The sequence below is a fragment of the Kitasatospora sp. NPDC059160 genome (assembly GCF_042755465.1).
In the GTDB taxonomy this organism is placed as follows: domain Bacteria; phylum Actinomycetota; class Actinomycetes; order Streptomycetales; family Streptomycetaceae; genus Kitasatospora.
Window position 1 is genome coordinate 120,412 of the sequence record NZ_JBHZCN010000005.1, and the last position, 19,910, is coordinate 140,321.

Below are 19,910 nucleotides of genomic sequence, written 5' to 3' on the forward strand. Positions count from 1 at the left end.
GGCGGGGTGGCCGTCCCCGTGCTCCCCCCCCCCCCCGGGCCCCGGCCGCGCGCCTCGCTGCTCCGTTTGTGTCTTGTGTGCGGGGTGGGGGGCGGGGGGGGCCCCCCCCCCCCACTCCTCCCCCCGTCGCCCGTGCCAGCGCTCCAGCACCAGGTGCAGGGCCTCGCTCATCAGCAGCAGGAACTCCGCGGAGGCGTCGAAGCGGGCACCCGCCGGGGTGGCCGGACCGAGGACCTCCGCCCCGCGCCGCGTCGCCGCGATCAGTTCCTCGTTCATCCGCAGCGCGGCGAGGGCGGAGCGGAGCCAGATGTCGTCGCCCATGACGTAGCGCTCGCGGCGTTCGCCGGGTGTGCGCTCGCGCCGGACCATCCCCTGCTGTTCGAGGAAGTTGACGGCGGAGGAGACGGAGGCCGGGCTGACCCGGAGGCGGCCGACCAGCTCCGCGGCGGTGGCGGCACCGGAGTCGGCTACGCACAGACAGGCCAGCACGCGGGCCGCCATCCTGGGCAGCCCCTGCCGTTCGAGCAGCGCGGTGAAGAACTCCTCGAACTCCCGGAGCTGCCGGGGATCGCGCCCGTCACCGTCGTCGGGAGCCGCCGGCTCCGGCGGACGCTCCGGCCTCCGGCGGCGCGCGCGGTCCCGGGTGGACTCCTGCGCCTGGTCGGCCCGGTAGTCCTCGGGACCGCCGTTGCGGGTGACCTCCCGCAGGACGGTCGAGGCCGGGCGCCCGAGCCGTCGCCCGATCCCGCCGTAGCCGAGGCCTTCGGCCAGCCCCTCGGCGATGGTCCGGCGCTCCTCGTCGGTGAGCCTGCCTCCGGGCATCAGCTGCCGCTCCTTCCCGTCCGTCCGCACACTCCGCGCACTCCGCGCGGTTCCGCTCCGCAGTATGCGTTCACCGCCACCCCATTGCAATGCCCACTCCCGTCATCCATTGCATTCAGCGCCATGGCCATTGCAATGAAAGCCCTCACTTCCCAGCATTTGCAGCCAATCTTGCCACTCCAACATCGTTGACGATTTTCTGAACGCAATGTAGCTTCGACATTGTTCAGCAATCACCGAACGCTCATGCAGGGGGAGATCCACCATGGTCATGGCCAGGAGCAACAGCGGCTTCTCGGAAGCGGGACTGCGCCGGGTGCACGACGTGCTGGCGCGCCACGTGGACTCCGGCCGGATCCCGGGGGTCGTCGCCCTCGTGAGCCGGGGCGGGGAGGCGCACGTCGAAGCGCTCGGGACGATGGAGCACGGCGGGGGCGCCCCGATGCGCCGGGACACGGTCTTCCGGATGGCCTCGACGTCCAAGCCGGTCTCGGTGGCGGCCGCGGTGGCCCTGCTCGACACCTGTGAACTGCGGCTGGACGACCTGGTGGAGCAGTGGCTGCCGGAGCTCGCCGACCGGCGGGTGCTCAAGCGGCTCGACGGCCCGCTGGACGACACGGTCGCGGCCAAGCGGCCGATCACCGTGCGCGACGTGCTGACCAGCACCTTCGGGCTCGGCATGGATCTGACCGCCCTGGGCACGCCGATCATGAACGCGGTCTTCGAGCAGGGGCTCACGCCCGATCTGCCGGTGCCGATGCCCGAGCCCGACGAGTGGCTGCGCCGACTCGGCACGCTCCCGCTGATGCACCAGCCCGGCGAGAGCTGGCAGTACCACATCGCCAGTGACCTGCTCGGTGTGCTCGTCGCCCGGGTCACGGGGCGTCCGTTCGAGGAGGTCCTGCGCGAACGCGTCCTCGACCCGCTGGGCATGTCGGACACCGGGTTCCACGTGCCGGCCGACAAGCTCGACCGGCTGCCCCCGCTCTACGCCCCCGACCCGCGGAGCGGGGAGTTCACCGTCTGGGACGAGCCCGCGGACGGACGGTGGAGCAGCCCTCCGGCGTTCCCGGGCGGCGGTGGCGGCCTGGCCTCCACCGCCGACGACTACCACGCCTACCTCCGGATGCTGCTGAACCACGGGATGCACGGGAGCGAGCGGGTCCTGTCCCGTCCGGCGGTCGAGCTGATGACCACCAACCGCCTCTCCCCCGAGCAGACCGCCGCCCGGACCGCACTGGCCCGCGACAACGTCCACCTGTCGTACGGCCAGGGGCAGCACGGCGGTTGGGGCTTCGGGATGGCGGTGCGCAGCTACCGCGGCGACTACGCGCCGGTCGGCCAGTTCGGCTGGGACGGCGGCAGCGGCACCTCGACGTACGCCGACCCGGAGAACGGGGTCGTCGGCCTCCTCCTCACCCAGGTCGGGATGTCCGTACCGCACTCGGCGCGACTGATCCACGACTTCTGGACGACGGTCTACCAGGCCGTCGAGGACTGACGCACCGGCACCGGTGCCCGTGTGCAGGAGGAGTGGGAGGTCGGACCCGCCGACATCCCACTCCTCAAGGTGTTCCGGGCGGGCTCAGCTACTGCTGGGCTTCGGGGCCGGGAGGGTGGCCGAGCCGGTCAGCAGGGGCCACTCCTTGTGGAACGGTGGGAAGGGCAGGCTCTTCTCGAAGAGCGGGGTGCCGAAGATCTTGAGGTGGGCGGTCAGCGCGCCGTTCAGGTCGACGCCGCCGACCAGGGCCCAACTGCCCTTCACCTCGGGCCCCTTGCCGGGGAGGTCGACGGCGAGGGAGCCGTCGGCCTTGGCGCTGAGGTAGGGGGCGACAGCGGCCTGGACACCGACGGTGTCGTAGAGGCCGACGCTGGCCTCGACGCCGAGGGCCGCGCGGACGGACGCCTTGCCGTTGAGGCGGACGTGCACCGGGGACACCTTGGTGTCGGCGCTGGTGACCGGGGTCCAGCCCTTGCCGCCGGTGTAGTCGGCGCGCACGGCCCAGGTGCCGGTGGCGTCCTGCTCGGTCTCCAGGTGGACCTGGCCGTCGGCGCTGACCTCCAGGTAGCAGGTGAGGCCGAGGTTGACGACGACGGGCAGGCCCGCGACGGTCAGCACCGGGCTGGCCTGCAGCTTGGCGAAAGGGACCCGGATCGGGGCCGCGCCGGTGTTGCGGGCGACGTCGCCGGTGACCTTCCAGTGCGCCTGGGCGCCCAGGTCGAAGCCGATCGAGGCGGTGCGCGGACTGGTGGCCTGCGCGCCGTGGTAGGCGAAGTGGACGGCCGGGTGCAGCTGGAGGGAGCCGGAGGCGTCCAGGCTCGCGCCCTCGGGCAGCGGGACGGGGGCCTTGACGTCGATCCCCAGGGTGCCGGAGGCGTCGGCCTTCACGCCGTTGCCGTCGATGCCGGCGGTGGCCTTGAGGTCCTTGACCAGCGGGGTCACCTGGATGCCGTGCACGTCGATCGGCACCTGGCCGTCCGCCTCGGTGCCACCGAGGAGTTCGGTGAGGGTGGCGGGCCGGGTGGTGAGGTTGACGGTGTTGCCCGCTCCCGGGGTGGCGCCGGTGACGGCGACCAGGGCGCCCTGCGGGGCGGCGGCGGTGGGCGGGCTGGCGAGCAGCTGGCCGGGCTGCACGGCGGCGGCCGCGGCGGCGGTGGTGGTGGCGGCGGTCGTTGCGGTGCCCGACGGGGTCGCGCTCGTGCTCGGCGCAGGGGTCGGTACGGCACTCGACGAAGCGCTCGGCGAAGCGCTCGACGGGGTGCTCGGCGAGGTGCTCGGGGCCGCGCTCGCGCCACCGGCGGTGAGCACGGCCGTGCCCTTCCCCGGGTCGTACGCGGTGAGCTGGAGGGCCTTGGTCGCGGCCGTGACCGCGCCGCCGTCCTTGCCCGGGGTGCCGATGGCGGCCTGCTGGTCGCCGGCCGGCGCCACCGTCACGTTGCCGGTGCCGGAGCCGGCGGTCGGCGTCGGACGGGCGGAGGCGGCACCGGCCCGGGCGCGGGGCGCGCCGGAGCCGGGGGCGCCGCCCGCCGGGCCGCCCCCGGCGGTGGTGGCGCCGGTGTCGGCGGTGCTGGTGGCGGCGGCCGGTTCGACGGCGGCCTGCGGGGTGCCGCCGGAGCCGGTGGGCCCGCACGCGGCCGTTCCGGCGAGGATGAGGGTGAGCAGGGCTGCGGGCGCGGCCCGGCCTATCGAGGGTTTGAACACGCGGCGTCATGTTACTGACGAGGAATAAGTTTGTCGAAGACAGGCCAACGGAATCCCCCGGCACCCTGAAACCGCAGGTCAGACCAGCCGCGCGACAGGCAGTCGACCGTCCGGCAGTGTACCCGCCGCGAGGCCCCCGACCGCCGCGGCGAGCTCCCCGAGATAGCGGGAGCGCCCGGTCGGCTCGGCCCCGAGGCTGCGCACGTACGGCCCGTCCCACTGGGCGTCGAGCAGCCGCCCACCCGCGGCGCCGAACCGGGCCCCGAGGTCGGCGACGGCGATCCGGGCGGCGTCCGGGCGGCGGTGGAACATCGAGTCCAGGCTGAGCGCCGCCCCGACGGCCACCCCGAAGACCCCGCCGATCAGCTCCTCGCCCTCCCACACCTCGACGCTGTGCGCCGCGCCGAGCCGGTGCAGCTCGACCAGCACGGACCGTAACTCCTCGGTGAGCCAGGCGGGTTGGCGCCCCTCGGCGCAGGCCGCGAGGACCGCGCCGAAGGCCCGGTCCGCAGTCGTCCACCACTCCGGGACACCACTCGCACCGCCCGCACCGCCCTCGCCGTCCGCGCCGCCCGCGGCGCGCAGCCGCCGGGCGAGCCGGCGGGGCAGCCGGACGGCGCCGGGCCGCAGCACCGGCCTCGGGTCGGGTGACCACCACGCCAGCGCGTACGGGTCCTCCCCGCCGGGCAGCAGGGCCACCTCACCGGCCTCGACGGCGTCCCCGTGCAGCGCCTCGTTGTAGGCGGCCGCGTAGTCGTCGGCGGCGGGCAGCGGGAACAGTCCGCGCCGGTAGGCCGACAGCAGCGTCTGCGGCCCGAGCACCCCGCCGAAGGCCACCGGCCCCTCCGTCGGCGCGCGGTGGAGGTCGAGGGCGTCGAAGTCCGGCACCGTCCGGGTCACAGGAATCCCTCGTCGGTCAGCCGCGCCAGGTAGTGGTCCAGCAACCCGGCGTCCACGTCCGGCAGTTCGATGCCGCTGCCGTCCAGGGCGGCTTCCGTGTTGAGCCGGTCGAAGCGGGGGAACACCGGCTGGAAGTACAGCTCGCTGATGGACAGCCGGGAGCCCGGCGCCCGGTCGACGAACAGCGGCACGAACGGCGTGACGGGGTGGGTGGGGTGTCCGGCGGCGAACCGGACCAGCCGTTGCACCCAGTGCCGGTACGGGAGTTCGGCGATCCGGTGGCCGCGCGCCCGGAGCCGGTCGGCGAGTTCGGGGAGCCCGGCCGGGTTCGGCGAGGTGAGGTGGTAGACCTCGCCGTCGGCGGGCGCGTGCGCGGCGATGTGGGCGACCGCCCGGGCGAAGCGGTCGGCCGGCACGAAGTCCAGCGGCAGCCGGACGTCCGGGCAACTGCCGCTGTCGGCGAAGTACTTGATCAGCGCGCAGAGTTCGGTGCCGGTGTTCATCACCCCGGTGGCGAGGTCCCCGGTGACGTCGTTGGTGCGCAGCACGGTGACCGGCAGTCCGCTCGCGGCCGCGTTGTGCAGCAGCTGTTCGGCGACCCACTTGCTCTCCACGTAGCCCACGCCGAGCCGTTCGGGGTGGGCCAGCGGCGTGCGCTCGGTGACCTCGCGGACGCCGGCCGCGCCGAACCCGGCCAGCACGGCGAGGGTGGAGAGGTAGTGCACGGGCACGCCCCGGCTGTGTCCGGCGAGCCGGACCACCTCCCGGGTGCCGTCGACGTTGGGCGCGCGCAGCTGGTGGTACGGGTAGAGGAAGTTGACCAGCCCGCCGAGGTGGTACACCGCGTCCAGGTGTCGGGCCAGCCAGTCGAACTGAGGCTCCGTCAGACCGAGTCGCTCGGCGGCCAGGTCGCCGACCAGCGGAACCACCCGGGCGTCCGCCAGGTCGTGCCGCAGGAACCGCTGCTGGGTGGCGCGTAGCCGTTCCAAGGCGTGTTCCTGGTCCGGCGCGCGGACCAGGCAGTGGATCCGCGCCCCGGTGGTGGCGAGCAGTTCGTGCAGCAGGTGGGCGCCGCAGAAGCCGGTCGCTCCGGTGAGCAGGATCTCGGCGGGTTCGGCCCGGGAGGGCGCGGGGCTCCAGGACTGGCCGACGGGGTGGGTGAGCCGGGCCTCGGCCTGCCAGTCGACGGCGGCCTCCCCCGGGGCGGTGCCGCTGCGGGCGGCCTGGAGGGCGGCGGTGAAGTCGCGCAGCACGGGCGAGCGCAGCAGCGCCCGGGTGAGGGTGCGGACGTGGCCGACGTCCAGGCCGAACATCATCCGGGCCCGGGCGAGCATCTCCATGGCGAGCAGCGAGGTGCCGCCGAGGGCGAAGAAGTCGTCGTCGGGGCGGACGAGTTCGGCGCCGAGCAGTTCCGCCCAGAGGTGGCCGACGGCGGCCTCGACGGCGCTCGGCTCCCCCTCGCCCGCTCGGCCCGGGGCCGCTCGGCCCGGGACCGGTTCGCCCGGGACCGGTTCGCCTGCGGACACGGCCGGCACGTCGGCCCGGACCGGGGCCTGCGGCAGCGCGCGCCGGTCGATCTTCCCCGCCGCCGTGAGCGGCATGGCCTCCAGTGCGACGTACTCCGCCGGGACGAGGTACTCCGGCAGCCGCTCCGCGAGGTACGCCCGCAGCCCCTCCGGCCGCTCCGCCCGGTCACCGAGCGTGTAGTACGCGACGAGCAGGCGGCTGCCGTCCGGAGCGCTGCCGTCGGCCGCGACCCGGGCCTGCCGCACCGCCGGGTGGCCGGCCAGCACCGCCTCGATCTCGGCCGGGTCGACCCGGTGGCCGCGCACCTTCACCTGGTCGTCGAAGCGCCCGAGGAGTTCCAGCTGCCCGTCGGCGCGCCAGCGCCCGGCGTCGCCGGTGCGGTACATCCGCTCGCCGGGCAGCGGCGCGTACGGGTCGGGCGGGAACGATTCGGCGGTGAGCCCGGCCTGCCCCCAGTAGCCGCGGGCCAGGCCCGGCCCGCCCAGGTGGATCTCCCCCCGCTCGCCGGGCCGTACCGGGCGCAGCCGCCCGTCCAGCACGTGCACCCGCACCCCCGGCAGCGGGCGGCCGATCGGCACGTGGGCGGCCGGGGAGTCCAGCAGCCCGGGGGTGAGTTCGCAGTGCAGGGAGGTGACGGCCGCCTCCGTCACGCCGTAGGCGTTGAGCAGCCGTACGCCCGGCAGCCGCTCCGCGCAGGCCAGGCAGTCGTCGGCGTGCACCACGTCCCCGCCGACCACCACCAGCCGCAGCCCGGCCGGGGCCGGTCCGCCGGGCGGCAGCAGGTCGAGCACGTGGTGCCAGTACGCGGGTGTGAAGTCGGCGACCGCCAGGCCGAGCCCGGGCAGCCGGCGGACCAGTTCGGTCGGCGCCCAGGTGTCGCGGCCGCCGAGCACCACCGTCGCCCCGGCGAGCAGCGCCGAGAACACCTGCTCCAGCGCGGTGTCGGCGCCGAGTGCGGCCAGCTGGAGCACCCGCTCGCCGGGGGCGAGGCCGTAGGCGCCGACCACCCGGTCGAGGGTGAACAGCAGCGAACGGTGGGTGACCGGGACGCCCTTGGGCCGGCCGGTGGTGCCGGAGGTGTAGATCAGGTAGGCGAGGTCGTCGGGGGTGGCGAGGTCGGTGGCGCCGTGCTCCGCCCCGGCCGGCAGCGGACCGCCGATGTCCACCCCCACCCGCTCCACCCCGTCGAACCCGTGCCCGTCCGTGACCGCCACCCGCGCCCCCGAGTCCGCCACCAGCCCCGCGAGCCGCCGCTGCGGGTGCGCCGGGTCCAGCGGCAGGAAGGCCCCGCCCGCCTTGAGCACCCCCAGCCAGGCCACCACCAGCTCCACCCCGCGCCCCAGGCAGACCGGCACCACCTGCTCCGGCCCCACCCCCCGGGCCCGCAGCTCGGCCGCCAGCCGGTCACTGTGCGCGTCCAGCGCGCGGTAGCTCAGCGTGCCCTCCTCGCTCACCACGGCGACCGCCGACGGGTCGTGCGCGGCCCGGGTGCGGAACAGTCCGTGCACGGTGTCCGCGAAGCCGGCCCGGGCACCGGCGGCGCCGCGCCGCGGCGCGGCCGACCCGTTGCGCTCCACCCAGGCCCGGCACTGCTCCCGCCCGTCCGGCCCGTACACCTGGCGCCACCCGTCGGGCAGGGTCAAGTCCCCCGGCCAGAGCGCGTACTGGCCGTCGTCGTTCCGTACCACGGCGTGACGCCCGGACCTCACATCCGCGCGTACGCCCCGTGCGCTGTCGACTGCGTCGTCCACCGGCTTGACCTCGTGCTGAAGCGGCAGAATGCTGGGAGGTGCGACATTTCCGACTATACGCACTCAGGGGACTCCTACAACGTCCGTCGCACAGCCCGCCGGACGCCTCTCCCCCGTGGGCCGACCGGCCCCGGAGGGCCGTCCGCAAGACCCGCCCTCGCCCGAACTCCCCCGCCCGACCGGCGGGGTGGTGTCGCGGAGGAGGTAGCCTCGTTGACTCGCCGGCGACAACGCCTGATGGTCTGTTACCTGCTCTGGATGGTGCTGTTCACCGGCATCTACTTCGCCGACCCCGGGCTGCGGATCATCTGGTGGACGGGCATGGGCCTCGGCGGCGTCGCCGCCGTGGTGGTCGGCGTCCGGCTCAACCGACCCCGCCACCCGACGTCCTGGTACGTCCTGGCACTGGCCAACCTCAGCTTCACCACCGGCGAGGCGGTCCAGGCCCTGCAGCTCGACATCCTGCACCTGAACAACCCGTTCCCGTCCGTCGCCGACGGCTTCTACCTGGCCGAGTTCCTGCTCTACGCGGTCGGCCTGGTCGGCTTCATCCGCTGGCGCACCGCCCGCCAGGACCGCGCCGGCCTGCTGGACGCCCTGATCATCACCCTCGGCCTGGCCCTGCTGGTCTGGATCTACCTGATCCTCCCGTACGCCCGGAACCCGGACCTCAGCTGGATCCAGAAGGCCGTCTCGATCGCCTACCCGCTCGGCGACGTGGTCGTCCTCGCCCTGCTGCTACGGCTGTTGACCCCGCGCGGCGGCAACTCCCGCTCGCTGCAACTGCTCACCGTCGGCGCCCTGGGCCTGCTCACCTCCGACATCCTCTACGGGCTGATCCAGCTGCACGGCACCTGGCGGATCGGCACCGGGGTCGAACTCGGCTGGGCCGCCTTCTACACCGCCTGGGGCGCGGCCGCCCTGCACCCCTCGATGGTCGAGCTGACCCGGCCCGTCCCCACCCAGCAGCCGGACCTCTCCGCCGGCCGGCTCACCCTGCTGACCCTCGCCTCGCTGATCGCGCCCGGCATGCTGATCATCGAGTCCCTGGCCGGGAACACCAGCAACGCGGGCGTGATCGGCGCCTTCTCCGCCCTGCTCTACCTGCTGGTGCTGGCCCGGCTGGCCGTGGTGGTGGTCGCCCGCCGCGAGGCGGTGGCCCGGGAGCGGACGCTGCGCGAGGCGGGCGCGCGGCTGACCGCCGCCGTCACCGTGGCGGAGGTCGCCGACGCCGTCCAGTCCGCCGCCGCGACCCTGATGCCCGCCGAGCGGGGGCACGTCGCCCTGCTCGCGGTCACCGAATCGGGGGTGCTGCACGTCCGCCGGGCCGGCAACCACAAGGACGACCGCCGGGACGCCGCCTCGCCGACCACCGGGCACGACCGGGACGACCGGGACGACCGGCGTGACCACGACGACCGGGACGACCACGACGACCGGGCCAACCAGCGCGACCACGACGAGCACGGCGAAGCCCTCGCCCGCCTCGCCGCCCACCGCGAGACCCGCCTGCTGCCCGTCGGCTCCGACGACCTCCCCGCCCACCTCGGCGGCATGCCCGCCGCCCTGGTCAGCCCGCTGATGCTGGCCGAACGCCCCTCCGGAGACCCGCTCATCGGCGCCCTGGTCGTCACCGGCACCGAGCAGGAACTGACCAGCCTCTGGGGCTCGCTGGAGATCCTCGCCGCCCAGGCCGCCCTGGCCGTGGAGCGCGTGGTGCTGAGCCAGGAGGTCACCCGCCGCAACAGCGAGCTGTACTTCCGCGCCCTGGTGCAGAACGCCAGCGACGTCATCCTGATCCTGGACGCCGACGACGGCATCCGCTACGCCTCCTCCTCCGCGGAGCGCGTCCTGGGCCACCCCGACCTGAACGGCACCCGGCTGACCGACCTCGTCCCGCCCGAGGACAGCCGGGAGGTCGGCGGCGCGCTGGCCCGGATGCGCGGCTCCGCCGAGCCGCCCCGCGGCGACCAGCCGCGCGAGCACTGGCGGCTGCTGCGCCAGGACCGCACCCCGATCGAGGCCGAGGTCCGCTACACCGACCTGCGCGACGACCCGACCGTCGGCGGCCTGGTGCTCACCCTGCGCGACGTCACCGAGCAGCGCCAGATGGAGCGCGAGCTGACCCACCGGGCCTTCCACGACTCGCTGACCGGCCTCGCCAACCGGGTGCTGTTCCAGGACCGGGTCGGCCACGCGCTCTCCCGCGGCGAGCGCAGCGGCGCCGTCACCGGGGTGCTGTTCATCGACCTGGACGACTTCAAGGTGGTCAACGACACCCAGGGCCACGCGGTCGGCGACGAACTGCTGGTCGCCGTCTCGCTGCGGGTCTCCACCGCGCTGCGCAGCTCCGACACCGCGGCCCGGCTCGGCGGCGACGAGTTCGCCGTCCTGGTCGAGGACGCGTCGTGCCCGAGCGACATGGACACCATCGCGGCCGGCGTGCTCGCGGTGTTCACCGAACCGTTCAAGCTCAGCGCCGGCGCCGTCCGGGTCAGCGCCAGCATCGGGGTGTCCACCACCGAGGACAGCGTGGACTCCGCCGAGCTGCTGGCCCACGCCGACCTCGCGCTCTACTCGGCGAAGGCGGCCGGCCGCCGCCAGTGGTGCCACTACCGGCCCGCCCTGCAGACCGGGATGGTGGAGCGGCACGAGATGAACGAGAACCTGGACTCCGCCATCGCCGAATCGGCCTTCCAGCTGTACTACCAGCCGATCGTCGACCTGCGCACGGGCGACCTGGTGGCCTTCGAGGCCCTCGTCCGCTGGCCGCACGACCAGCGCGGCATGGTGCTGCCCGACGAGTTCATCGCCCTCGCCGAGGAGAGCGGCCAGATCGTCCCGCTCGGTGCCTGGGTCCTCGAACGCGCCGCCGAGGAGGCCGCCGCCTGGCACTCCGCGAGCTCCGCCGCCCGCTCCGCCACCGGCCGCCCCCCGCTGCGCGTCAACGTCAACGTCTCCGCCCGCCAGTTCCGCGACGCCGGCTTCGTCGACGTGGTCCGGCACGCCCTGGACACCTCCGGCATCGACCCGCGCACCCTTGTCCTGGAACTCACCGAATCCGTCCTGATGCGCCGCGACGACCGGCTGCGCGCCGACATGGCCGTCCTCGGCGACCTCGGCATCGGCCTCGCCATCGACGACTTCGGCACCGGCTACTCCTCGCTCTCCTACCTGCGGGAGTTCCCGATCTCCCTGCTGAAGATCGACAAGTCCTTCATCGACGGGCTCGGCCTCTCCGCCCAGCAGTACGCCCTGGTCGAGGGCATCACCCGGATCGCCGACACCCTCGGCGTCCAGGTCATCGCCGAGGGCATCGAACACCCCGACCAACGCGACCTGCTCGCCGCCATGGGCTGCCCCCTGGGCCAGGGCTACCTCTTCGCCCACCCCATGGACGGCGCCCAGGCCCGCGCCCTGGTCCGGCGCACCACCTTCGAGCCGGCCTGAAGCGGACGAGCCGAGGGCCCGTCAGCAGGGCGGTGCCGTCCGGCGGCCGACAGCCGTTTCCCCCTTTTCTCGACAAACCATCACCAATCAGCGCCCCGGCCGAGCGATCCGTTACGGAATCTTCATCCCAGCCGGCCATGGACGGCCCGCCGGGAATGAGAGATTGTCATTCGAACTTGGAGAAGTCTTTACCAACCACGGCCATCCCTTGAGAGAGTCCTGATGTCACGACACCCTCGGGCGCACCTCCGGGTCGCACCCGCCCCCGAGGAGTCGACGGCCGAACCCGGAAGGCGCGCCGGCGCACAACGTGACGGGGGTAACACCATGCAGAAACGGCGCAGTCCCTGGGCAGTCGCCTACTTCCTGATCGGGATCGTGTGCGCCCTGGTCGCGGTCTCCACGGCCGCGTTCGCCAACCGGGTCGACGACCTGATCCCGATCGTCCTCACCGGAGTTCCCGCGCTGTTCCTGACAGTTCGTGCTCCGATGTACGGGGTTTCCTTCGGGCCGAAGGGACTGAAGTACTCGGGACTGCTCCGGGCACGGTCGTACGAATGGTCCGAGATCGAGAGGGTGGAATGCGCCACGCTCCCGGGCACGCTCCTCTCCTCCGACCTCCCCGCACTGGTGCTCGTCGGCGGAAAGTCCGACCAACTGCCGATGCTGGCCGGTTACGGCTCGGGATCGACGGTGAACAGGCGGGTGGAAGCCCTGGTCGCCGACATCGAGAAGGTTCGGGCCGCCGCGCACGAGGCCTGAGACGGTGCTCGCCCACTGCCATCACCGAACTCGCCGAGATTCCGGAGAACTTCCGGACCGTGCCATGCGAAACTGGCGCAATGGAGCACCTGGTGGAATTCAAGGTCGCGATCGAGAACCGTAGCGACCGGCGCACGGAAATGATGCTCGAACCCGAGGGCAGCGACTTCTGGATGGAGCCCGGCGACACGTTCGTCGTGCACAGCAAGGAGCCGCCCACCGCCGAATTCCCCTTCACCGTCCAGGTGACGAACGACGGCATATCGGTCTGGGCCGCCCACGGCTGGGTGTCCACCCCGGGCGGCGAGGATCTCGACACCGGGCACAACAGGCCCGATGACGCCCATCCGGAACTGAAACGGTACGCGGACGACGACCGGGCCCGGGAAGGTTTCTTCCGAAGGCTGTTCTCCCGCCGCCGGAACGCACACGAACGAGGAAACTGACGTGCACGCCCGATTCATCGGCCTGGACTCCTGGTCCCCGCCACTGCACACCATCGAGCTCCAGGCCGGCAGCCGGTACCTGGACCTCCACAACGACACCGCGCTGCTGGGATTCCGGCTGGGCGGGCACCCGAAGCTCACCCTCACCGTCGACTTCCGGCACGACCGGCACGGACCGTTCGCGCTGGAGTTCCGGGATGTCGGCGAACTGCGCATGGAACAGGACTCGGTCAGTTCCGACGGCTGGGTCGGCATACCCGACGTCGAGCCCGAGGGCATCGACATGATCGAGTACTACGAGTACGGCCGCGAGCTGCCGCCGGTCTTCGAGATCCTCTCGCTCAACTTCCGCCTCAGGTTCCGGGCCTGGGAGGTCGCGTACATCACCGAAAGCGGGGACGGCCCCGGCACGGCCGGACCCCAGCAGCAGCACCACAGCTGAAGGACATCATGGAATTCATCGCTTCCGCCCTCCTGGCCATCGGCCGGGGGCTCGTCACCCTCCTCGGCTGGGTCGCGACCATCGACGGCATCCGGGGCTTCATCGAGGACGTCAAGAAACAGAAGTGACCCGGCCCCCGCCCCAACGAGTCGACACCTCCCAATGAAACCTGACCGCTGTGCACCCCAACTCGCCGACATTCCAGGGGAGTTCACTCTCACGAGTGATTGTCGAAGCTCCGCACACTGACCGACACTCGAAGCATCCGGAGAGCTCGTGGGGGCTCTCCCGGCGCAAGGAGTGACGCCATGACCGCAGTCGAATCCTCCGCCTCCGAGATCCCGCAGATCGCGGGCCACTCGCAGCCCACCGGCCACGGCCAGGACCTCGCGGCGATCGGCGGCAACGTCGGCACCGTGAACCGGGCCTGGTGGACCTGGACCCCCTCGCACGGGACGTTCAACCTCCAGCTGTCCTGGAACGTCATCGGGATCGACTCCACCGTCGTGATCACCGCCTCCGAGATCGACTCCAACGGGAACCGCTTCGTGGGCGCCGCCGCCTTCCAGGTGTCGAGCATCGCCCCCGGCAACGGGATCGTGACCTTCAAGATCGACATCGCCTGGGGCAGTTCGCTGCCGATGCGCACCGACGTCGTGGTCCTCAACTGAGCTTCCCCGCACGGCGGAAGAGCTGATCGACACCCCGAAGCCCGGGCGCACGGAGACCCACCGTGCGCCCGGGCTCCGGCACGTTCCGGCCTCGCCCGCGCATCAGCCCGGGGATGTAAACCCGTGGACCAATGCGCCCTGCCCGGAGATCAACCGGCGGGCTGATGCCGCTCCCCCGCGCCCCGTGACAGCGTCCTCCGCATGGACACCACGCCGTTCACCGGCCCCACCGGACTGACCCGCCGTCGCATGCTGGGCACCGCGCTGGCCCTGGGCGCCGCCGCCCCGCTCGGTCTGGCCTCCACCGCCCGGGCCGACGCCCCCACCACTCCGGGCGGCCCGACCCCGGGCAGCCCGACCCCGGGCAGCCCGACGCCCGGCCGGCTCACCCTGCCCGCGCCCACCGGCCCGCACCGCATCGGCACGGTCGCCCTGCACCTGCGCGACACCTCCCGGCCGGACCCGTTCGCCGGCCCCGGCCGGTACCGCGAGCTGATGGCCAGCGTCTGGTACCCCGCCCGAGCGGCCGAGGAACTCCCGCTCGCCCCCTGGCTGAGCGACGGCGCCCTCAAGGCGTTCCTGGACGACGCCGGCTACAAGGTCCCGCTCAGCGCCGCCCCGCTCACCGCCGCCCGCCAGGGCGCACCCGTCCACCGCCCGGGCCACCGCGCCGGCCACCGGCTGCCCGTCGTCGTCTACTCGCACGGCGCCCACGCCCACCGGGCCGTCAACACCGTCATCGTCCAGGAACTCGCCAGCCACGGCTACGTCGTGGTCACCGTCGACCACACCTGGGACGCGTTCACCGAGTTCCCCGACGGCCGGGTGCTCACCCCGTGGATCGAGGGCGCCCCCAGGATCGGCCCGAACGACTGCGCCGCCGACGCCCGCTTCGTCCTGGACTGCGTCGAGGAACTCGCCGCCGGGCGCAACCCCGACGTCGACGGGAAGGCACTTCCCGAGGGCCTCCTCGGCGCCCCCGACCCGCTCGACGTCGGCATGTTCGGCTGGTCCAAGGGGGGTTCGGCCACCGCCGCCGTCCTCATGGCCGACCGCCGCGTCCGGGCCGGCCTGGCCATCGACGGTCCGATGGCGGCGATCACCGTCACCGACCTGGACCGGCCGTTCATGATGATCACCGCCGAGTTCGGCCGCGACCGGAACCCGGACGCCGTCACCTTCTGGAACCACCTGCGCGGCTGGCACCTCAACATCCAGGCCGACGGCGTCCGCCACAACTCCTACGAGGACGCGGCCGTCCTGATGCCGCAACTCGGTGCGCTGCTCGGCATCCCCGTCGAGCAGATCCAGCAGATGGTCGGCACCCTCCCCGCCGACCGCTCCACCCGCATCCAGCAGTCCTACCCGCTCGCCTTCTTCGACGCCCACCTCCGCCACCGCCGCAGCGCCCTCCTCGACGGGCCCTCGCCGACGTTCCCGGAGGTCAGGTTCCTCCCCTGACGAGCAGGACGGGCGGCCGCCACGGGGGTGCGGCCGCCTACCGGGGACCGGGACCACCGGACCGGGACCACCGGGCCGGGATGCCGTACTACGGCGTCCCGGCCCGGATCTCGTCCAGGGACTCCGCGAGCACGCCCCGCGCCCGGGTGAACCAGTCGGCGATCACCGCGGTCTCCTCCGGCGTGTAGTCGGCGAACAGCGCGCCGATCCGCTCGTAGAACGGTCCGTAGACCTGGAGGATGCGCTGCTGCGCGTCGTCCGCCATCACCACCCGCACCCGCCGGCGGTCGCCGGGGTCGGCCTCCCGGCTCGCGTACCCGGCCTTCTCCAGCCGGTTGAGGACGCCGGTCACGGCCCCGGTGGTCAGCTGGGCGCGCTCGGCGAGGTCGCCGGCGGCCAGGGGCTCACCGGCCAGGGCGGCCTCGATGACGAAGCCGAGGCAGGTCAGGTCGGTCACGTTGAGCCCGAGCCGGGCGGCGATGTCCTGCTGGCCGAACTGGGCCAACGCGATCATCCGGTCCATCGCGTACAGCGCCTGCTCGGGCGTCGCCCGGGGGCGCGGCTTGCCCTTCACCCAGGATCTCCTTAGCATCTAAGTTACTTATCTCGTGAGATAAACGAACCGGTACCGGCCGTCCACCGCCACCCGTCCATCTCACACCACAGGAGGATCCATGAGCGCCCACGGTGACCACGACATGGGACACACCGTCGCCGGCTGGACCGGCACCGCCCTCGCCACCGCGGGCTTCGCCGTCGCCGGCACGGCCCTCGTCCTCGGCTCGCCCCCCGGGCTCTGGGCCGGCGCAGCCCTCACCGCCCTCGGCGCACTCGCCGCCTGGCTGCTCCACCTCGCCGGCTGGGGCAAACCCACCGGCCCGCGCCCACCCCACCTCCGCCACTGGCGCACCCCCGACCCCACCGCCCGCAACGGCGGCCACCCCCACTGCCTCGGCTGCCGCCTCGCCCGCCGCCACCCCCACCCGGCCACCACCGGGACACCCACCCCCGGGACACCCACCCCCGCACCCGGCCGCCCCCGGGCCCGCGCCAACGCCAGCGCCTGAGCTTCGACCGCACCGGGCCGCCGGAAGCGCGGCCGACCAGGCGGCTCTTCCCGGGGCGGTCCGGGATATCCCGAGGACGACAGGACGGTGGCGAAACGGCGGTTCGGGGCCGGCAAGTTGCGGCGTCGATCCCCCTCACCCCACCGGAGAACCCCATGCGTTCCGTCGCCCGCAAGGCCGCCACGATCGGCGCCACGCCGGCCGCACCCCGTCAGGCCGGACCGCCTGGGCATGGGAGAGGATCACGACCCCTGGTGAGGCCGTGGCGATCCAGAACCACCCGGACCAGGAGAGTGACCACTCCACTGTCACGTACTCCGGTGACCCCACCGAGAACGAGTGCCCCGCCCGGACTTCCGGGCGGGGCACCGCTGTTGTTCTCGCGAGCAGACCCGTGAACTGCGGGTCAGACGCAGGCCGGCACGAGTGCCGCTACGAACGTCGCCCGCGTCGACTACTCGACGTCTCGACCGACCAGGTCGAGCCCGGCCCCACCGTCAGGATGTCTCCGGCCGGCATCCACAGCATCCAGTGGTCAGCCGGATCATCGACGTCTCGCTGTGAGTAGATCGGGAACACATGGAGCTCGATGCCGTCGAACTCGAACACCGTCTCCAGTGCTGGAGGCCGGATGGTCACGGTCATCAGCCGACGATCTTCGAGCAGCGCTACCGCGGGGACGAGCACGGACCGCGGATCCTCCGAACCCGCGATCACGCGACCTCCGCCCTCCAACCTCCAGGCGGCCATCGAAACCCACAGGTGCCACTCACCGAAGACCGACCCGTTTCCGTAGGGCTCGACCGGGCTACCGAAGTCCATCGCCAGGTTGCTACCGAGCAGGAGTCGAACAGCCCACGCCTGCCTTCCCAGGACCGGCCGGATCAGCTCCTCCATCGCCTCCACGCCCCCGCTCACCGGACTGCCCGCCGGACGGACCACGAACTCCCGGGCCCGGCACAGAGCAGGTAGCCGGACGGAAGGTGAAGGTTCCAGTAGATCGAATCCTCGTTGTCCACGACCGAGAAAGCAGGGAAGACCCGCAGTTCGACATCCGTGAATCTGAATGTCGTGTCCAGGCTGGGCGAAAGAACCTCGGCAGCGACGAGGCGTTGACCCCCGAGGGTCGCGATCGAACTCGACAGGAAGTCCGGGGAGTCCTGCGAGGCCGCCACGATCGACTCACGACTGTCGAGACGCCACGCGACGCTGTAGATGCCGAGTCGGCAACCACGGGTCGAGACACCAGGGTCGAAATCCACGCGCAGCGATCCAGTCTGCGACAGCCGGGCTTCACGGACGCGATGCCCGACCAGGGGCACGACAGCGTTCCGCAGCTTCGCGATGTCCTGGCTTTCCTCGATCTTGGAGTACTGGCTCACGGGCAACCATCACTCCCGTCACCGAGCTCACTCCGCGCGATGTCGATGATGTCCTCCTTCGCCATGTTGCCGTTACCGTCCATGCCAGACTTCATGGTGTTGTGGATGCGCTTGGCCTCGTCCTTGTCGGTCACGCCCCCCTGCTTCATCGCCCACTTTCCAGTCCTGTTGTGACTGGTGTTGTCTCCGTGCTTGCCCTTCTCGAAGTTGGATTCGCCTTCCCAGCGGTCGTACTCGGAATACGGCTCCGGCTCATCGTCTCCGGTGTGCCACCACGGGGCGTCGCCATCGTTGTTGTGCACCAGGACCGGCGCCGCTCCGGCCAGCACATAGTACGTGTGGGTGTCGGCGATGGTGAGGTCATAGGCGACCTGTGGTGCCGTCCTGTAGTTCCTCACGGTCCGGACGATGAGTTTCCGACCATCGGCTGTCAGGACCTCGTGGCCGGGGCGGAGCTCCGAGGCGTCGGTCCAGAGATGTGCGGTCTCGTCCCAGAACGGGTGGTGCTGAGTGCTGGTGAGGTTCTCCACCTTCGCGAACGCGCTGCTGGAGTCCGCAGCCTGCAGGGTCAGGTCTGTGAACCTGCTGTCGTCAGGCGTCCGGATACTGCGGGTCACCGGCTTGGACTCGGTCTTGCCGGTCGTCGGGTCTGTGGCTCGGACCTCGTCACCGGTCTCGATGTCCTCGATCGCCTTGGTCGAACCATCCGCCATGACGACCTTGGTACCGGGCAGGAAGCTGTGCGTGGCTCCCCGGACAAGCGCCAGGGGGCACTTGGCTCCCGCCTTCTCCTCGGCCTTCTCCAGATCCTTTGCCGCGGCCACCCCCGCCTTCTCGGCCTTCTCGGCCTTTCCGGCCGCGCCCACTGCGCGTCCGCCGGGGATCAGGCCCACGAGGCCCTCGGCGGCGTCCAGGTAGTGGCCGTCCTTGATGTCCATGCCGGCGCCCACGACGGTGCCGAGGGCGTTCAGGCCCGGAATGTAGGTCGTGGCGTCGGCAGCCTCGCGGACGTTGCCCCAGAGCGTTCCGCCCCTGGTGATGAGGAAGTAGTGCGGGCTGACGATGTTCGGGTACTTCTTGGTGCCCGAATCCGAGCTCCAGTACTCCTCCGTCCAGGCGCCGTGGCCTTCCGGCTTGAACGTCTCCGTGATGATGTCCCCGTGAGCGGTCTCGCAGGTGCCGAAGCCGCCGCACACGCCCTCGGGGCGGAGACCACTCGGGTCGCTCAGGTTGGTGGGGTCGTTGGTGCTGTAGGCGTAGCCGTTCCACTGTTGGGGGTTGGCCGGGTCGATGACGGGGTCGGGGTTGAGGAAGCGGCCGGTGCCGGGCTGGTATTGGCGGGCGCCCAGGTTGGTGAAGCCGGTCGCGTCGTCCTTGAGGCCGCCGACGTAACCCTTGTCGCCGGCCCAGGCGTTGCCGCTGCCGGAGCCGCGGAGGACGCCGAAGGGGTCGGTCCACCGGCGGTTCACGTTGGTGGTCGCTGAGTCGATGGACAGGGTGCCGCTGTTGTGGTGGTCGGAGAACTGGTACGTCAGCGCGTTCGCGCCCTGGCGGACGAGGGTGACGCCGCCGGGGAGGGCGTAGTAGCGGGTGCCGGTGCTGGCCTTGGAGCCGGTGTCGTAGGTGAGTTCGTCTCCGGCGCCGAGGTTGACGGTGACCTTGCCGGGGTTGCGGCGGACCAGCTGGTTGCCGTCCGCGTCGTAGACGTAGGACGTCGTCGCACTGCCCTGCTTCATCGTGGCGAGCTTGCCCTCGACGTCCCAGGTCAGGTCCGCGCCGTTGGCCGCGTCCACCGCGTTCCAGGTGTGGGAGTCCCACTTCGGGGCCCAGCCCGGCGCGTACACCATGAACTTGCCGTCGTCCTGGACGACCGCGAAGTACTTGCTGTTCGGACCGACCCACGACTGCGAGGACCACAGCGGAACCCGCTGGGGGTCGTAGACCACGAAGTTGCCGTCGTCCTGCATCGTCGCCCACGCACCCGCATGACCACCGGTACCGGTCGACCACACCACCACACCGCTGCG

General features: G+C 72.3%; 16 protein-coding genes. 8 read left to right on the plus strand and 8 right to left on the minus strand.

The window, feature by feature from the left end:
- Positions 1–822, minus strand: an 822-nt coding sequence (locus ACFXOZ_RS03630; RefSeq protein WP_380587049.1) for a helix-turn-helix domain-containing protein, incomplete at its 3' end; no start/stop codon positions are given.
- Positions 823–1,093: 271 nt separating this feature from the next.
- On the opposite strand from ACFXOZ_RS03630, the gene ACFXOZ_RS03635 reads away from it, so the two are divergent.
- On the plus strand, positions 1,094–2,323 hold the full coding sequence (locus ACFXOZ_RS03635) for a serine hydrolase domain-containing protein (protein ID WP_380587100.1): 1,230 nt from the start codon (positions 1,094–1,096) through the stop codon (positions 2,321–2,323).
- An 84-nt stretch (positions 2,324–2,407) separates the two neighbouring features.
- On the opposite strand, the gene ACFXOZ_RS03640 is transcribed toward ACFXOZ_RS03635, so the two are convergent.
- The 3 genes from ACFXOZ_RS03640 to ACFXOZ_RS03650 all read right to left on the minus strand — a co-directional run bounded on the left by ACFXOZ_RS03640 (position 2,408) and on the right by ACFXOZ_RS03650 (position 8,265).
- Complete coding sequence (locus ACFXOZ_RS03640; protein ID WP_380587052.1) at positions 2,408–4,024, minus strand: hypothetical protein; 1,617 nt, start codon at positions 4,022–4,024, stop codon at positions 2,408–2,410.
- Between the two features lie 78 nt (positions 4,025–4,102).
- A complete protein-coding gene (locus ACFXOZ_RS03645; RefSeq protein WP_380587055.1) occupies positions 4,103–4,924 on the minus strand; it encodes a leucyl/phenylalanyl-tRNA--protein transferase in 822 nt (273 codons plus the stop codon).
- Positions 4,921–8,265 (minus strand): amino acid adenylation domain-containing protein, encoded by a 3,345-nt coding sequence (locus ACFXOZ_RS03650; protein WP_380587058.1) that lies wholly within the window; start codon positions 8,263–8,265, stop codon positions 4,921–4,923. Before ACFXOZ_RS03650 ends, ACFXOZ_RS03645 begins: the two co-directional genes overlap by 4 nt.
- 150 nt (positions 8,266–8,415) lie before the next feature.
- Here ACFXOZ_RS03650 and ACFXOZ_RS03655 point away from each other — a divergent pair, with 150 nt between their 5' ends.
- The 6 genes from ACFXOZ_RS03655 (at position 8,416) to ACFXOZ_RS03680 (ending at position 15,434) form a co-directional block, all read left to right on the plus strand.
- On the plus strand, positions 8,416–11,652 hold the full coding sequence (locus ACFXOZ_RS03655; RefSeq protein ID WP_380587060.1) for a putative bifunctional diguanylate cyclase/phosphodiesterase: 3,237 nt from the start codon (positions 8,416–8,418) through the stop codon (positions 11,650–11,652).
- Positions 11,653–11,979: 327 nt separating this feature from the next.
- Positions 11,980–12,414: a hypothetical protein gene (locus ACFXOZ_RS03660; RefSeq protein ID WP_380587063.1), complete on the plus strand. Its 435-nt coding sequence runs from the start codon at positions 11,980–11,982 to the stop codon at positions 12,412–12,414.
- 80 nt (positions 12,415–12,494) lie between these two features.
- Positions 12,495–12,860 carry a hypothetical protein gene (locus ACFXOZ_RS03665; RefSeq protein ID WP_375895457.1) on the plus strand — a complete coding sequence of 122 codons (366 nt, stop codon included), beginning with the start codon at positions 12,495–12,497 and terminating at the stop codon, positions 12,858–12,860.
- A 1-nt stretch (position 12,861) separates the two neighbouring features.
- On the plus strand, positions 12,862–13,302 hold the full coding sequence (locus ACFXOZ_RS03670) for a hypothetical protein (RefSeq protein ID WP_380587065.1): 441 nt from the start codon (positions 12,862–12,864) through the stop codon (positions 13,300–13,302).
- A 308-nt stretch (positions 13,303–13,610) separates the two neighbouring features.
- Positions 13,611–13,973, plus strand: a complete 363-nt coding sequence (locus tag ACFXOZ_RS03675) for a hypothetical protein (RefSeq protein WP_375895463.1) — start codon at positions 13,611–13,613, stop codon at positions 13,971–13,973.
- Positions 13,974–14,174: 201 nt separating this feature from the next.
- Positions 14,175–15,434: an alpha/beta hydrolase family protein gene (locus ACFXOZ_RS03680; RefSeq protein WP_380587068.1), complete on the plus strand. Its 1,260-nt coding sequence runs from the start codon at positions 14,175–14,177 to the stop codon at positions 15,432–15,434.
- An 88-nt stretch (positions 15,435–15,522) separates the two neighbouring features.
- Here ACFXOZ_RS03680 and ACFXOZ_RS03685 read toward each other — a convergent pair whose 3' ends face one another.
- Positions 15,523–16,008, minus strand: a complete 486-nt coding sequence (locus tag ACFXOZ_RS03685) for a MarR family transcriptional regulator (protein ID WP_375895468.1) — start codon at positions 16,006–16,008, stop codon at positions 15,523–15,525.
- A gap of 100 nt (positions 16,009–16,108) precedes the next feature.
- Here ACFXOZ_RS03685 and ACFXOZ_RS03690 point away from each other — a divergent pair, with 100 nt between their 5' ends.
- Positions 16,109–16,501, plus strand: a complete 393-nt coding sequence (locus ACFXOZ_RS03690; RefSeq protein ID WP_380587072.1) for an HGxxPAAW family protein — start codon at positions 16,109–16,111, stop codon at positions 16,499–16,501.
- A 432-nt stretch (positions 16,502–16,933) separates the two neighbouring features.
- Here the strand turns inward: ACFXOZ_RS03690 and ACFXOZ_RS03695 are convergent, their stop codons facing one another.
- The 3 genes from ACFXOZ_RS03695 to ACFXOZ_RS03705 form a co-directional block, all read right to left on the minus strand.
- The gene (locus ACFXOZ_RS03695; protein ID WP_380533019.1) at positions 16,934–17,398 is read right to left on the minus strand and encodes a hypothetical protein; all 465 of its coding nucleotides are present in this window, start codon (positions 17,396–17,398) and stop codon (positions 16,934–16,936) included.
- Positions 17,399–17,415: 17 nt separating this feature from the next.
- A complete protein-coding gene (locus tag ACFXOZ_RS03700; RefSeq protein ID WP_380533022.1) occupies positions 17,416–17,883 on the minus strand; it encodes a hypothetical protein in 468 nt (155 codons plus the stop codon).
- A partial coding sequence (locus tag ACFXOZ_RS03705; RefSeq protein ID WP_380587075.1) for a polymorphic toxin-type HINT domain-containing protein occupies positions 17,880–19,910 on the minus strand: 2,031 nt, incomplete at its 5' end. The genes ACFXOZ_RS03705 and ACFXOZ_RS03700, both read right to left, overlap by 4 nt.

What these genes read in the sequence shown, in the direction of transcription:
- ACFXOZ_RS03680 (WP_380587068.1), top strand. Translation starts at nt 14,175, where the DNA reads ATGGACACCACGCCGTTCACCGGCCCCACCGGACTGACCCGCCGTCGC.
- ACFXOZ_RS03665 (WP_375895457.1), top strand. Translation starts at nt 12,495, where the DNA reads ATGGAGCACCTGGTGGAATTCAAGGTCGCGATCGAGAACCGTAGCGAC.
- ACFXOZ_RS03690 (WP_380587072.1), top strand. Translation starts at nt 16,109, where the DNA reads ATGAGCGCCCACGGTGACCACGACATGGGACACACCGTCGCCGGCTGG.
- ACFXOZ_RS03635 (WP_380587100.1), top strand. Translation starts at nt 1,094, where the DNA reads ATGGCCAGGAGCAACAGCGGCTTCTCGGAAGCGGGACTGCGCCGGGTG.
- ACFXOZ_RS03660 (WP_380587063.1), top strand. Translation starts at nt 11,980, where the DNA reads ATGCAGAAACGGCGCAGTCCCTGGGCAGTCGCCTACTTCCTGATCGGG.
- ACFXOZ_RS03695 (WP_380533019.1), bottom strand. Translation starts at nt 17,398, where the DNA reads ATGGAGGAGCTGATCCGGCCGGTCCTGGGAAGGCAGGCGTGGGCTGTT.
- ACFXOZ_RS03675 (WP_375895463.1), top strand. Translation starts at nt 13,611, where the DNA reads ATGACCGCAGTCGAATCCTCCGCCTCCGAGATCCCGCAGATCGCGGGC.